We start from the raw sequence: 13868 nt of genomic DNA on the forward strand, positions 1-13868 counted from the left end.
GGCATGCGGCAGCGATTCGCCGACGCACGGGCGGGGTGGGACGGGTGGATGGGGGTCGGCTCGGGGGCATGCGGCCCCGGAACGTGTGGTGCGAGGTCAGGCAGTGCCGGCCCGGGGCCCCCTCCGCACCGGGTCGGCCGCGACGGTGTCCTGGGTGATGGTCTGGGCGAGCAGGGCCACCGCGGCCCGCGAGGGGGAGCCCGCCTCCGTGGTGGCGACCACCGTGTGGGGGCCCGACCCGTGGCTCATGGTTTGCTGGACGACGGTCAGCGGGCCGATCAACGGGTGCCGCATCTCGTAGGTGGCGACGGTGCACTCCCTGACCCGATGATCGGCCCACATCGAGGAGAACTCCGCACTCTTGGCGCTCAGTTCACCCAGCAGCGCATGCAACGCGGTGTCCTGCGGATGCTGGGCCGCCACCACGCGCAGGTTCCCCACCACCGCCCTGGCCTTGCTCGGCCAGTCCGCGTACAGGTCGCGGGTGTGACAGTCGAGGAACACCAGTCTGGCCATGTTGGGGCGCTGCCCCGGCAGGTCCGGGGCGCCGCGGTCCAGGTGCCCGGCGAACAGCGCGTGACCCAGGCGGTTCCACGCCAGTACGTCACTGCGCAGGCCGAGTACGATCGCGGGGACGTCGGCCAGCACGTCCAGCAACTGGGCCGTCGCCTCCGTCACTCGCTCCGGCGCGGGCCGCCGGCCCTGCGTGCGACGCTTGTCCGCCCGGACCAGGTCGTGCAGGTACCGCCGCTCGGAATCGTCCAGCCGCAGAGCCCCGGCGATCGCGTCCAATACCTCGGACGACGCGCTCAGCGACTGCCCCTGTTCCAGGCGGGTGTAGTAGGAGGCGCTGACCCCCGCCAGCAGTGCCAACTCCTCGCGCCGGAGACCCGGTACACGTCGGCGCTCCCCATAGGTGGGCACCCCGACGTCCTCGGGGCGCAGCTGGGAGCGCCGCGCCTGCAGGAAGTCCCCGAGCTGCGATTTTCCGGTCATGGATCCGAGTATGGGCCGACTCGAAACGCGCAGCCTGCCCCAGCTGTGGATAGGCACCGGTGGGTCTGGCTCCCCGGCACGACCGGTGATGACGTGGGTGTCGCCGACCCGGCACCCCGTCCCATACGCACCCAGTGCACGCACCCAGGAGGACGCCTTGAGCGCCACCACCAGCGAACACGACCTCTTCGAGACCCTGAACGCATCGGCCTACGCCTTCACCAGACGCGCATGGGTCGATGCCGCGCCCGCCCGGGTCTACGACCTGGTCAGTGACGTGTCCGCGATCGGCCGCTGGAGCCCCAACGCGACCGACGTCACGTTCGACCAAGGCGCCGGTCCTCGGGCCGGCGCCTGGTTCAGCGGCCGCAATCGCAAGGACGGCAGGGAATGGACCACCCGCTCCCAGGTCGTACGAGCCGACCCCGGCAGCGCCTTCGCCTTCGTGGTCGGCGGCGCCGAGGACGGCATCGTGCGGTGGAGCTGGACCTTCGACCCCCAGGGGCGCGGAACCGTCGTCGAGCAGTCCTGGCAGCTCCTGCGCCTCGACCCGGTGCTGGGCACCACCCGCGGCGACCTCGACGCACTCCGCGACTACATGACGACCAGCGTCGAAGCCACGTTGGTCTCCCTCGCCCGGTGGATCGCCGAAGAGTGAGCTTCCGGGGACGCACGCGCTCCGGCCGCCCGTTGACGCCTCGGCAGCACGGTGGCGGTCCGCCGGTCTTGGTCGTCTCTTTCGGATCTTGCCGGCAAGATCCGAAAGAGACGGCCTAACGCCAGATGACCGCGCGCGTGGGGACGTCCCAGTATTCGGCGCTGCCGAGGATCTGGCCGGCGTTGTTGATCGTCTGCGCCATGGAGTTCTTCAGCACCCGGCCGGGCTTCTCATCGGGGAGGAGGGTGGCGTTCCCGTTGACGTCCCAGATGGCGGCGCGCTGGTCGGAGGTGCCGACGGCCAGGCCCGCGTCGTTGAGCGCGTGCACATTGCGCCGGGAAGTACCGGGGACGGGTTTCATCACGACCGTGCCGCCGTTGTTGTCCCACCGCACGGTCTCGATGCGGTCGCCGATCTTGGTGGCGCCGAGGAACACGTCGCGGTTGTTCACCTCGTAGGCAACGCTGCCGTCGGACGCTCCCGGCATGACGCGCAAGACGCAGCAGCGCAACGCCCGCGCTGCCCGGTATCCGCCTGCGACCGAATCGTAGGTGTCGCCGGCGACCGTTCCGCGGTTGTTGATGTCCCTTGCCGTGGCCAGGGAGGGGAACGTGCTGCTGCCCAGGTACATGACCTTGCCGCTCGCGTCCCAGCGCACCGCCGACGTGTTGCCGGCGCCGAGGAAGCGGGCGGAACCGATGATCTCGCCGCTGTCGTTGACACGGGTCGCGAGACTTCCGACGGAGTTCGGCGGCTGTTCCAGGAACGTCGGCCTGCCGTCTCGGTCCCAGCGCACGGCCCAGGTGGTGCTGTAGAGGGACGCCGTGCCGACCGACACGCGCTGGTTGTTGATGTCCTCGACGACGCTCTGCGGGTAGCCCTCGGGCTCCTGAAGGCGCTTCGCCGCGCCGGAGGCGTCCCACGTCACGGCGTGCTGCTTGCCGTCGGACGTGTTGGCCGTGCCGGCGATGATCCCGTCGTCGTTGATGGCCTTCGCCCACATCCAGTCGCCGCCGAGGCCGCTGAGTGGGATGGCCGTGCCGTTGGGCTCCCACCGGACGGGAACGTACTTCTCGCCCCGGGCGTCGCGCGCCGAACCCACGGCGTGTCCGGCCTCGCTCAGCAGCTCGGCCACCGTGGACGAGTAACCCTCCGGCGGCTGCAGTTCGTACATCACCAGGCCGGCCCGGGCCGCGCCCTGGGCACCTTCGGCGGGCCCCAGCGGCAACAGCGCCGCCACCGTAAGAGCCACCGTTGTCACGGTATGCAACATCAACTCCCCCTCCACACCGGCGAATAGGGCGCAAACGGTGCACACCCCACACGCATTCTGTGGGGACGCGGCACAGCGGTCCACCCCCCGAAGCAGTGAGCCTCTCGACATCCGGACGGTGTGCCTCGGTCGGTCGGCCGTGCGCCGGGCGAACGGGCCGGGGAGAACGGCCCGGGGAGGACGCCGTTGCAGTCCGCCCGCGCTCGGGCGGGGTTCACTTCGACGATGTCCTGGTCATGCCTCGCATACACCTCCGGGACGCGGGAGAGGATCCGGGGGTGACCGCAACCGTGATGCGCCGCGCTGCAGAGCCGATGGCCCCGTACCCGACCGCGAGCAGCATCACGTCGAAGGGGGCGGCGGCCACGCGGACCGTCTTCCACCTCCATGTCCACGTCGTGCCCCGCGCCACCCACGAGCGACTGTCACTGCCCTGGACCCCGCAGGACACCGGAGGAACCCGATGACCGTGACCCCGAACCTCGTCTACGCCCGCGAACCGCTCCCCGCCGGCGGGCCGAGCGTCTTCCTCGCCGGGCCCACCCCGCGCGCCGACGGCCCCGTTCCCTCCTGGCGGCCCGACGCGATAGGCGAGCTCACGGCCCAGTGGACCGGCCGGCAGCCGCTGACCGTCCTGAACCCCGAGTCCCGGGGCGGTGTCCGCGCCGCACACTACGACGACCAGGTCGACTGGGAGACGGACGCCCGCCGCCATGCCGACGCGATCCTCTTCTGGATCCCCCGCGACCTCGTGTCGCTTCCCGGGTTCACCACCAACGTCGAGTTCGGTCTCGACGTCGCCACCGGCCGGGCCGTCCTCGGCTGCCCGCCCGACTGCCCCAACCCCGAACGGAACCGCTACCTCGTACATGTCGCCCGCCGCCACGGCGTACCCGTGGCCGAGACGCTGCACGACACCGTGGCCGCCGCGCTCGCCCTCGTCATCTCCGGGAAAGACCACCGGTAGCGCTGTGGCCCCATCACGGGAGTCGACGGGCCGGGAAAATGTGTCGAACGCGGAGTCGACCTTTCGAGAAGGTCGTGCGTGTCCCGGAACTGCTGCGAAAGGAAACCCGTGCCGCGTGCTGTCACGTTGATTCGCTCTGCCTCCCTGTCCGATGTCGCGGAGTACGCCTACGCGGCCACGGCCCCGGCCGAGTCGCGGCTGATCTTCCTGGCCGGAGCATGTCCTCTGAATGAGGATGGCTCCACTGCGGCGATCGGGGACGTCGCGGGGCAGGCGGCCAGGGCTGTGGAGAACATGCGGACCGCTCTGACGGACTCGGGCGCGTCACTGCACGATGTCATCAGCACCCGTGTTCTCGTTGCCTCTCACCGGCGGGAGGACCTGGTGACGGCGTGGGAGGTGGTCCGGGACACGTTCGGTGACCACGACGTGCCGAGCACGTTGATGGGTGTCACCGTGCTCGGCTATGACGGCCAGCTCGTAGAGATCGAAGCCATCGCCGCCGTGCTTGATTCCTGAGCCGACGGGCCATCCCCGCCGCGGGAGCGGCCAAGGGCTTCATCTGGCGCACCGCCTCCTCCGGCAGGAGCCGCAGGGTGATGCGCGCGCAGCAGAACGGCGGAGCCCTGTTGGTTCACGGCAGGTCGCCGCCGGTCCACATCGCGGTGATCGTGCTGTCGCCGCGCGGGGTGTGCGGGGCGCGGGCGTGCAGTCGGGCGAGGTAGGTGTGGGCGTCGGGGAGGGTTTCCCCGAGGACGCGCTGGTGGCGCTTGATGCGGGTGAAGTGGTCCTCGGCGGTCCGCAGGGCGTGGGGATGGTGGATCAGGGCCGGGGGCGGGGCCGCGGTGTGGGGGGTCAGGGCGGTCAGGAGGGTGCGCAGGGGAGCCTCGTCCGGGGTGACGGAGAGGCCGGCCCGGTGGGCTTCCACGACGGCGTGCAGCTCGGCGGGGAGGGGCAGGGAGCGTTGGGTGGTCCAGAACGAGGCGTCGGTGCGGGGTGAGCCCGCGAAGCGGAGCCGGGCGAGGTCGAGGGCGGCCCGGTAGTGGTCGGCGGCCGCCCGGTTGAAGCGGCTCGCGGCGGCTTCGCGGGTGTCGAGGGACGGAAAGTCCCGGATCAGCCGGTCAAGGAGGTCCAGCGTGACACGCTGGTCGTCGGCCAGCGGGTCGGCGAACCAGGCGGCTCCACCGAGGGCCACACAGTTCTTGACCCAGGTGCGCCGGGTGTGACCCACCCGGAGGGCGGTAGAAGTCGGCTCCGCGCGGTCGTGGGGCAGGCCCAGGGCCCTGCGCAGGGCCCGGGCGGCCTCGCCGGGGGTGGTCAGGGCGCTCGCGTAGACGAGCCCGGCGCCCTGGCGGCCGACCAGGGGGCGGCGCCAGGTCCAGCCGTGCGCGACGGCGGTGGCGGTGGTGTGGGGCTCGACGCCGTGCAGGTCGCTGTCGTGCGGAAGCGTGAGGGACAACGTGCTGTCGGCGACGAGACGGTCGGCCGCGCCGGTGAAGGGTTCGCCGAGGATGCCGGCCAGGATCAGGCTGTCGGAGCCGGTGCAGTCCAGGAAGAAGTCGGCCGTCAGGTCTCCCCGGGTGGTCCGCAGGGCCGTCAGCATGCCGTTCTCGTCGCGGTGGGCGCCGAGGATCTCGCCGGTCACCATGCGCACGCCGCAGGTCTCCATCGCGTTCCTGCGCAGGAAGTGGGTCAGCATGGTGCTGTCCGCGTGCCAGCCGTACGCGATGGCCGCGCGGCCGTCCAGCCAGCGCGGTGATTTGCGGGCGTCCATGAGCGGCGGCTCGCGGAAACAGGCGTGGTCGGGCGGCTCGACGGTTTGTCCGGTCCGACGGCGGAGGAGCCAGAAATCGGAGAGGGGAAATCCCTCGCAGTCCGGCGGATTTCCGTCCTGGGGAATGTAGAAGTGATTCTCGCCGACGCCCCAGTTCACGTATTTCACGGCCGCGTTGAAGGAGGCCGCGCTCGCGCGCATCCAGGCGTTCTCGGGAATGCCGAGGCGGTCGAAGAGGTCGCGTTGCACGGTCGGCGCGAGGGCGGTGACCTGGGGTTCGGTGCGGTGCGGGGTTTCGAGGACCGTGACGCGGAGCGTGCCCTGGCAGGCGGAGGCCAGCCGGGCCGCGGCGATCCAGGCGGTGAGGGTACCGCCGGCGATCACTGTTTCCCTGACGGGGGCGGGTGTGGTCGCTTTCGTGTCCATGGGAGAAGGGTCGCGGCCATCCCTGTACGGAATGTATCGCGCGGCTGTATCGGGGGCTCCAGACGGACCGGAGAACGCGTACAGGGGGTGAGTCGAATCTTTTGGTGCGGGACCTGAACGGGGCCCGACATCAAGAGGAGGAACGATGTTCGAGAAGTCCCGGGTCCAGCACCCCCTGGAAATTCTGACGGAGATCGAGCGCGGCGCGGCGGTGGATCAGGAGATCCTGCTGCGCGACGGTGCGACACCCTGGGCCGAACTCCTCGCGGACTATGTCGACGCGTTGAACGAACTGGCCACGCGGGGCACCGCGGACAACGGGTACATCGCCACCTACGGGCTCGACGAGGGGCACGCCGGCGGCTGCGGATGAGCGCGCAGGGGGAAGCGGCCCGGTGGCGGGGACCACCAGGCCGCCGGGGGCGGGACCTCAGGCCGTGAGGACGCGGGTCCGGGCGAACAGCCGTACCAGCGGCATCAGGTGGTAGCGCGGGACGGGATCGCGGTCGGTGGGACCGGGTTCCAGGAGGCGGGCGTCGGCCAGCCGGTCCAGGAGGTCCTCGGCCTCGTGGAGCGGCAGGTCGAGAAGGGCGGCGGCGTCCGGGGGCGAGAGGACGGGCAGGTCCGTGGCCGTGAGGGCGGCGAACGCCGTGGCGGTGGACGGGTCGAGGGAGTCCAGCGCGTGCCGCAGCCCGGTGGTGACGTCGAGGCTGCCGATGCGCAGTTCGCCCAGGCGGCGGTCCTCGGCGGCGAGGCGGCCGGCGAGGTGGGCGGGCGGGCGGTCCGAGCGGGCGGCGAGCCGGGCCGCGGCGATGCGCAGGGCGAGCGGCAGGCGATCGCAGTACTCGGCGATGCGGGCGACCGCCTGGGGGTCGCCCGCGAGCCGGTCGGAGCCGGCGATCCGGGCCAGGAGGCGGGTCGCCTCGGTGGGGGTCATCGGGCCGAGGCGTACGAGGCGGGTGCCTTCGAGGGAGGCGAGGTCCGGCCGGACTCCGGTGACGAGGGTGCGGGTGGCGCCGCCGCCGGGCAGCAGGGGGCGTACCTGGGTGTCGTCGGCCGCGTTGTCGAGGACGATCAGGACGCGGCGGTCCGCGAGGAGGGTGCGGTAGAGCTGGGCGCGCTCGTCGAGGCCTGCGGGGAGTTGGGCCGGGGCGGTCCCGAGGGCGTCCAGGAACCAGCCGAGGACCTGCCAGGGGGTGCGCGGCGTGCCGTCGGGGGTGCGGAGGTCGGCGTAGAGCTGGCCGTCGGGGAAGGCGGGGCGGACGTGTTCGGCGGCTCGGAGGGCGAGGGCGGACTTGCCGGTGCCGGGGGCTCCGGTGACGGCCACGTCCTGGTGGCTGCTCAAGGCGTCGAGGACCTCCCGGGTCTGCGCCTCCCGGCCCGTGAAGTCGCCGGGCGCGGCGGGCAGCAGGGCCGGGACCGGCCGGGCCTGTGCCGCAAGGGCCGGGGCCGCGGGCGCCGGGGCCGCGGGCGCGGCGAGGGTGGTCGTCCGGCGGGCGGGGGCGGCGGGCGGGGGGAGGGTGGCGGTGAGGATCTGCTGGTGGAGGGCGCGCAGTTCGGGGCCCGGGTCGATGCCCAGTTCGTCCGCCAGGACGCGGCGGCCCTCCTCGTACAGGGAGAGGGCGTCGCACTGGCGTCCGCTGCGGAAGAGCGCGGTCATCAGTTGGCCGCGCGGGCGTTCCCGTACGGGGTGTCGGATGACCTGCCGGGTGAGGCTCGGGATGAGCTCGTCGTGACGGCCCAGGGCGAGGGCGGCCTCGGCGTGGTGTTCGGTCGCCGCCAGGTGCGTCTCGGTCATGCGTGGCCCCTCGGCGGCGGCGAGGTGCTCGGTGACGTCGCTGAGGGCGGGGCCCGTCCACAGGGCGAGCGCCTCGGCGAGGCGGCGTTCGGCGTCGGCGTGGCGGCCCGCGAGGAGGTCGGCGCGGCCGGTCTCGGCGAGGCGGCGGAAGCGGTCCCAGTCCAGGGCCGAGGAGGAGATGTCCATGCGGTAGCCGGCGCCGCGGCGTTCCAGGCCGTGGTCCGGGCCCAGGCGGGTGCGCAGCCGCGAGACGTACGTGTAGAGCTGGTGGGTACTGCTGGAGGGCGGCTCCCAGCCCCAGAGGAGCGTGGTCAGCCGCTCGTCGGTGACGACCCGGCCGTGGGCGAGCAGCAGGGCGGCGAGCGCGGTGCGCTGCTTGGCGCCGTCGAGGGCGATCGGGCGGCCGTCACGCTCGGCTGCGACCGGCCCGAGGAGCTTGAAGTCCATGGAGGTCCCCCACCGTTGCGCGAACCCGCGTCTACTCGCGGGTCATCTTGCGCGAAACGCTATTGACCTGGTGTTCCATCTCGCTCTCGGATCGATTTCAGTGATCCGAAAGGGTTTTGAAAGCGCACGAAAACGGGGGCTGCGTAGCGTTCAGGGCGTACCGCGGGGCACCGGCCCGCAGCGGACGACGAAGGTCCGGGAGGACGCCATGAACCACTTCATTCTCTCCACCCGCAAGACCGCTCAGACCGCGACGGCCGCTCCGCTGGGCAGGCTGGTGGCGACGACGGCCCTGCTCCTGGTGTCGGTCGCGGGGGTCGCCGTGAACCAGGGCGTGACACCATTCGACGACCTCGCGGCGGCCGGCCCCACCCACGACGACCCGTGGAAGGCCATCACCACCGTGGCCGGGACGGACGACCCGTGGTCGGTGCGCGCCGGCGGCCTGCTGCGGGACGACCCGTGGAAGGCCACCGTCCAGGGGCCCGGGACCGACGACCCGTGGAAGGTCTCCGCCACCGGTGCCGGGGCGGACGATCCGTGGATGTGAGCGGGGGGCCGCGGAGGGCCGCCGTCAGGGTTGGAACGCGAACAGGCCCCGCAGGTCGCCCCGTTCGCCTTCCGCGAGCGCCACCAGGACCTGGTCCATCCGCGCTCGCCACCCCTGTGCGCCGACCTCGGTGAAGAGGTCCGCCGCGCTCTTGAACGTACTCGCGGCGCCGCTCCGGTCCGAGCGCAGCGCCTGCACGCTTCCGAGGACGACGGCCGCCCGCGCCCGCAGGTAGACGTCCGCGACCTGCTCCGCGACCTGGAGAGCACTGCGTGCCACCGCCTCGGCCTCCTCCAGTTTCCCCTGGCGCCACAGCGCCTCCCCCAGTGCACGCAGCACGTGTGTCTCGCCCCGGCGGTCGCCGCTGCCGAGCACCAGCTCCAGGGCGCGCCGGGAAGCCTCCTCCGCACGCGCCCCGTCGCCCTGGTGGATCAACGCCTGCGCGAGCCGGAGCGTGCTCTGCGCCTCGCCCCGCACGGTGCCGAGTCCTCGGCTTCTGGCCACCGCCTCCGACGACAGCATCAGGCTCGCCTGAGCGTCCCCCCGTTCCAGTTCGAACTGCGCCAGCAGGCCCAGTACATGTGCCTCGGCGTAGGGGTCACCGACCGCGCGGAAGATCTCCAGCGAGCGGCGGCCCGTCTCCACCGCCCGATCGGTGTCTCCGCGATGGCGCTCGCACATCGCCAGGTTCCGGAGCACCAGGGCCCGCCCCTGGTGCTGGCCCTGCTCCTCGAACAGGTGCAGGGCCAGGCCGAGTCGCTCGTACGCGCTGTCGTACTCGTACTGGATGATCTCCAGGGTGGCGAGCGACTGCAGCATCGCCGCCTCGCCCAGCCGGTCGCCGGTGCGGCGGGCGGCGGTCAGGGCCGCTTCGCCGCATTCCCGCCAGTCCTCCAGGTAGTTGCGGTTCTGGAAGAGGGTGACGCTGGTCATGGTCAGGTCCCAGGCGTACGCGGACTCGTCCCCGCGGGCCGCCTGCTGGACGAGGCCGGTGATGGAGGAGCGTTCGGCCTCGAACCACTCCATGGGGTTCTCCACGAGGGATTCGACCAGGTGGGAGGGGAGTTCGCGGAGGGGCGCGGAGCCGGGGACGACGGTGTAGTCCCCGCCGTAGACCTTCCGGTGGGCCTCCTTGGTGAGCGCCAGCCACACCCCGCAGGCACGTCTCAGGGCGGCCCTCAGTTCTCCTTCTCCGTCCTCGGCAAGCGCGCATTCGCGAGCGAAGAGGCGGAGGAGGTCTTGGAATCGGTACCGGACGTGGCCCGCGGTGGCGCTGAGGGGTTCGAGGAGCTGGGCGTCGACGAGCTGCTCGATGAGGTCCTCGGCGTCGACCGGGTGGATGTCGAGAAGGGCGGCGCCGGCCCAGGCGGAGAACTCGGTGACGTTCAGCGACCCGAGCAGGCGGAACATGCGGGCGGTGTCGGGGGGCAGGTCGCGGTAGCTCAGCCGGAGCCCGGCGCGGACCCCGCGGGCGTCCAGGCTCAGCTCGTCGAGTCGGCGGTGCTGGTCCTCCAGTCGCGATACGAGGGTGCGGACGGTCCAGTGCGGCTTCGCGGCGAGCCGGGCGGCCGCGATGCGCAGCGCGAGGGGCAGCCGGTCGCACAGTTCGCTGAGTCGGGCGGCGCCCGCGGGATCGCCGGACAGGCGGTCGTCGCCGGCCACCCGGGAGAGCAGGGTGATCGACTCGTCCTGTTCGAGGGAGCCGAGGTTCAGCGGTACCAGGGCGTAGTCACCGGCGAGCCGGCTGCTCATGCTGTCGCGGCTGGTGACCAGGACGCAGCAGCCGGACGTGCCGGGCAGGAGGGGGCGGATCTGCTGGAAGGAGCGGGCGTTGTCCAGGACGATCAGGATCCGGCGGCCGCCCAGGACGCTGCGGAAGAGCGCGGTGCGTTCCACCTGGTCGGCGGGGATCTGGGGGCCGGGCACGCCGAGGGCGCGCAGGAAGCGGTCGAGGACGGCGCCGGGCCTGCGGGGTTCCTCCTCCTCGTCGTAGCCGCGCAGATCGGCGAAGAGCTGCCCGTCGGGGAAGCGCGCGGCGACCTGGTGGGACCAGTGGACGGCGAGCGCGGTCTTGCCGACGCCGCCGGTGCCGGTGATGGAACCGACGGGCAGGGAGGAACCGTCGAGCTGGTCCAGCAGGCGGTCGAGGGTGGCGAGTTCCTGGTGGCGGCCGGTGAAGGAGGCCGGGGCCGGGGGCAGGTGGGCGGGCACCGTGGTGGTGGCGGCGGTCGACTGGAGGGTCGCGGTGGTGGGCAGGGTGAGCTTCGGGGAGTCGGCGAGGATGTCCTCGTGGAGTTCCTGGACGGCGGGGCCGGGGTCGATGCCGAGTTCCTCGGCGAGCAGGCGTGCCCCGTCGCGGTAGGTCTCCAGGGCCTCGGCGCGGCGGCCGGAGCGGTAGTGGGCCAGCATCAGGTGGGCGAGGGCCTGTTCACGCAGGGGGTGCGCCCGTACGAAGCCGGTGAGCTCCCCGATGAGTTCGCGGTGTTGGCCCAGGTCCAGGCGCAGGGCGGTGAGTTGTTCGTACATGTCGAGGCGGAGCCCGGTGAGCCGTTCGGCCTCCGCCTCCACTCGTTCGGCGACGACCCCGGCGAGGGCGGGGCCGCGCCACATCGCCAGGGCTTCCTCGAAGTGGGCGCGGGCTTCCTCGGTGCGGCCGCGGCGGGCGGCCTCGCGTCCTTCGGCGGCCCGCTCCTCGAACTCGACGGCGTCGATGCGGTGCTCGCCGGCGTGGAGCATGTATCCGGGGTGGCTGGTGACGAGCAGGTCGTCGATGCCGACCGCGGTCCTGAGGGTCTTGCGCAGGGCCGATACACAGATGGCGATCTGGTTGCGGGCCGTGGCGGGCGGGTTTCCCTGCCAGACGGCGTCGGCGAGGGTGTCGACGGAGACCACCCGGCCCGGCGCGAGCAGCAGCATGGACATGATGGTGCGCTGGCGGGCGCCTTGCAGGGCGACGGGTCGCCCGTCGGCGCTGATGTCCAGTGGCCCCAGGATCCGGAACACCACCTGAAGCACGGACGCCCCCTCGTTTGCGCTGCGGTCCTGCCGGAACGGCGGTCGTACCGTCTTCACTCTGAGTTACAGGCCGCCGGGCGGGCACGCAACGCGGACGGCAGCAAACTGCCGGCGGGGCGGCTGGTGGGAGGCGCCGATCAGGCTGCCGGGGGACGGGCCGGTCAGGGGCGGGCCGCTGCCCAGGAGGCGGGCGGCGGGAGGTCGCTTCGGTCCCACCGGGCGGCCGGCCCGGGCTCGGCGGGTCCCGCCGGGCCGGTGTCGGGGGGTGTCGTGAGGAGGGTCAGGAGGGCCGTGACGGCGGCCAGTTCCTCCGGGGTGGGGCTGCCACTGATGATCGTGAACAGGGGCGGCGCCAGGGGTCCTTGGAGGGCGGGTGCGGAAGTGCCGGACATGGTTCTCGCTCCTCACATCGGGGGGTTGCCGTGCTTGCGGGCGGGTGTCGCGGCGTGTTTCCTGCGCAGCATGCCGAGTGCGGCGACGAGGACGGCCCGGGTGTCGGCGGGGTCGATGACGTCGTCCACGAGGCCGCGCTCGGCCGCGTGGTACGGGTGCATCAGCTCGGCCTTGTACTCCTTGACGAGCTGCTGCCGGGTGGCCTCGGGGTCTTCGGCGTCGGCGATCTGCCGCCGGAAGACGACGTTGGCCGCGCCCTCGGCGCCCATGACGGCGATCTCGTTGGTGGGCCAGGCGTAGGTGAGGTCGGCGCCGATGGACTGGGAGTCCATGACGATGTAGGCGCCGCCGTAGGCCTTGCGCAGTACCACGGAGACCCTTGGGACCGTGGCGTCGCAGTAGGCGTAGAGCAGCTTGGCGCCGTGGCGGATGATGCCGCCGTGCTCTTGGTCGACGCCCGGCAGGAAGCCGGGGACGTCGACGAGGGTGACGAGCGGGATGGAGAACGCGTCGCAGAGCCGGACGAAGCGCGCGGCCTTCTCGGACGCGTGGATGTCGAGGACGCCGGCCAGCGAGCGGGGCTGGCTGGCGACGATGCCGACCACGTGGCCGCCGAGCCGGGCGAGGGTGGTGATGACGTTGGTGGCCCAGCGCTCGTGGACCTCCATGTGCTCACCGTCGTCGACGATCTCGGCGATGACCTCGCGCATGTCGTACGGCCGGTTGCCGTCGACGGGGACCAGGTCGAGCAGGCGTTCGCAGCCGCGGTCGACGGGGTCCTGGCAGGGTGTGCTCGGCGGGTTCTCGCGGTTGTTGGAGGGGAGCATCGTGATGAGGTAGCGGACCTCGCAGATGCAGGTTTCCTCGTCGTCGTACGCGAAGTGGGCGACGCCCGAGGTCTCGGCGTGCACGTCGGCGCCGCCGAGGCCGTTCTGGGTGATCTCCTCGCCGGTCACCGCGCGGACCACGTCCGGGCCGGTGATGAACATCTGCGAGGTGTCCCGGACCATGAACACGAAGTCGGTGAGGGCCGGGGAGTACGCGGCGCCGCCGGCGCAGGGGCCGAGCATGACCGAGATCTGCGGGATGACGCCCGAGGCCTTGGTGTTGCGCTGGAAGATGCCGCCGTAGCCCGCGAGCGCGGAGACGCCCTCCTGGATACGGGCACCCGCGCCGTCGTTCAGGGAGACCAGCGGCGCACCGGCCGCGATGGCCATGTCCATGATCTTGTGGATCTTCGTGGCGTGAGCCTCGCCCAGCGCACCGCCGAAGATCCGGAAGTCGTGCGCGTAGACGAAGACCGTACGACCCTCGACCGTGCCCCAACCGGTGATCACACCGTCGGTGTAGGGCTTCTTCGCCTCCAGGCCGAAACCGGTGGCCCGGTGCCGGCGGAGCTGCTCGACCTCCTTGAAGGAACCCTCGTCGAGCAGCAGAGCGATCCGCTCACGGGCGGTCAGCTTGCCCTTGGCGTGCTGCGCCTCGGTGGCGGCGGGTGCGCCGACGTGTGCTTCCTGTCGGATGCGGGCGAGTTCGGCGACCCGTTCGGCCATGGTCATGGCGGGGGCTCC

13 protein-coding genes are annotated in these 13868 nt (G+C 72.1%); 6 read left to right on the top strand and 7 right to left on the bottom strand.

The genetic code is table 11. The features are described from left to right. Positions 1 to 96: 96 nt before the first annotated feature. Complete coding sequence (locus OG906_RS35455; protein ID WP_329448385.1) at positions 97 to 996, bottom strand: helix-turn-helix domain-containing protein; 900 nt, start codon at positions 994 to 996, stop codon at positions 97 to 99. 157 nt (positions 997 to 1153) lie between these two features. Here OG906_RS35455 and OG906_RS35460 point away from each other — a divergent pair, with 157 nt between their 5' ends. After that, positions 1154 to 1654, top strand: a complete 501-nt coding sequence (locus tag OG906_RS35460) for an SRPBCC family protein (protein ID WP_329448386.1) — start codon at positions 1154 to 1156, stop codon at positions 1652 to 1654. A 115-nt stretch (positions 1655 to 1769) separates the two neighbouring features. On the opposite strand, the gene OG906_RS35465 is transcribed toward OG906_RS35460, so the two are convergent. Further along, a complete protein-coding gene (locus OG906_RS35465; protein ID WP_329448387.1) occupies positions 1770 to 2906 on the bottom strand; it encodes a hypothetical protein in 1137 nt (378 codons plus the stop codon). A gap of 299 nt (positions 2907 to 3205) precedes the next feature. On the opposite strand from OG906_RS35465, the gene OG906_RS35470 reads away from it, so the two are divergent. The 3 genes from OG906_RS35470 (at position 3206) to OG906_RS35480 (ending at position 4413) form a co-directional block, all read left to right on the top strand. Next, positions 3206 to 3394, top strand: coding sequence for an HIT domain-containing protein (locus OG906_RS35470; RefSeq protein ID WP_329448388.1), 189 nt, complete (start codon positions 3206 to 3208; stop codon positions 3392 to 3394). Further along, a complete protein-coding gene (locus OG906_RS35475) occupies positions 3391 to 3894 on the top strand; it encodes a nucleoside 2-deoxyribosyltransferase domain-containing protein (protein WP_329448389.1) in 504 nt (167 codons plus the stop codon). Before OG906_RS35470 ends, OG906_RS35475 begins: the two co-directional genes overlap by 4 nt. A gap of 108 nt (positions 3895 to 4002) precedes the next feature. Then, the gene (locus OG906_RS35480; RefSeq protein WP_329448390.1) at positions 4003 to 4413 is read left to right on the top strand and encodes a RidA family protein; all 411 of its coding nucleotides are present in this window, start codon (positions 4003 to 4005) and stop codon (positions 4411 to 4413) included. 115 nt (positions 4414 to 4528) lie between these two features. On the opposite strand, the gene OG906_RS35485 is transcribed toward OG906_RS35480, so the two are convergent. Continuing rightward, positions 4529 to 6094 (bottom strand): tryptophan 7-halogenase, encoded by a 1566-nt coding sequence (locus tag OG906_RS35485; RefSeq protein ID WP_329448391.1) that lies wholly within the window; start codon positions 6092 to 6094, stop codon positions 4529 to 4531. A gap of 145 nt (positions 6095 to 6239) precedes the next feature. Here OG906_RS35485 and OG906_RS35490 point away from each other — a divergent pair, with 145 nt between their 5' ends. Next, entirely contained in the window at positions 6240 to 6467 is a 228-nt protein-coding gene (locus tag OG906_RS35490) for a DUF6269 family protein (RefSeq protein WP_267803925.1), read from the top strand. A gap of 57 nt (positions 6468 to 6524) precedes the next feature. Here OG906_RS35490 and OG906_RS35495 read toward each other — a convergent pair whose 3' ends face one another. Next, positions 6525 to 8339 (bottom strand): AfsR/SARP family transcriptional regulator, encoded by a 1815-nt coding sequence (locus OG906_RS35495; protein ID WP_329448392.1) that lies wholly within the window; start codon positions 8337 to 8339, stop codon positions 6525 to 6527. Positions 8340 to 8547: 208 nt separating this feature from the next. On the opposite strand from OG906_RS35495, the gene OG906_RS35500 reads away from it, so the two are divergent. After that, positions 8548 to 8889, top strand: coding sequence for a hypothetical protein (locus OG906_RS35500; protein ID WP_329448393.1), 342 nt, complete (start codon positions 8548 to 8550; stop codon positions 8887 to 8889). A 24-nt stretch (positions 8890 to 8913) separates the two neighbouring features. Here the strand turns inward: OG906_RS35500 and OG906_RS35505 are convergent, their stop codons facing one another. From OG906_RS35505 to OG906_RS35515, 3 genes are all read right to left on the bottom strand, one after another. Next, the gene (locus OG906_RS35505) at positions 8914 to 11904 is read right to left on the bottom strand and encodes an AfsR/SARP family transcriptional regulator (protein WP_329448394.1); all 2991 of its coding nucleotides are present in this window, start codon (positions 11902 to 11904) and stop codon (positions 8914 to 8916) included. Positions 11905 to 12065: 161 nt separating this feature from the next. After that, complete coding sequence (locus OG906_RS35510) at positions 12066 to 12296, bottom strand: acyl-CoA carboxylase epsilon subunit (RefSeq protein WP_329448395.1); 231 nt, start codon at positions 12294 to 12296, stop codon at positions 12066 to 12068. Between the two features lie 12 nt (positions 12297 to 12308). Then, on the bottom strand, positions 12309 to 13856 hold the full coding sequence (locus OG906_RS35515) for an acyl-CoA carboxylase subunit beta (protein WP_329448396.1): 1548 nt from the start codon (positions 13854 to 13856) through the stop codon (positions 12309 to 12311). Positions 13857 to 13868: the final 12 nt, after the last annotated feature.

The organism is Streptomyces sp. NBC_01426, from assembly GCF_036231985.1.
Lineage (GTDB): Bacteria > Actinomycetota > Actinomycetes > Streptomycetales > Streptomycetaceae > Streptomyces.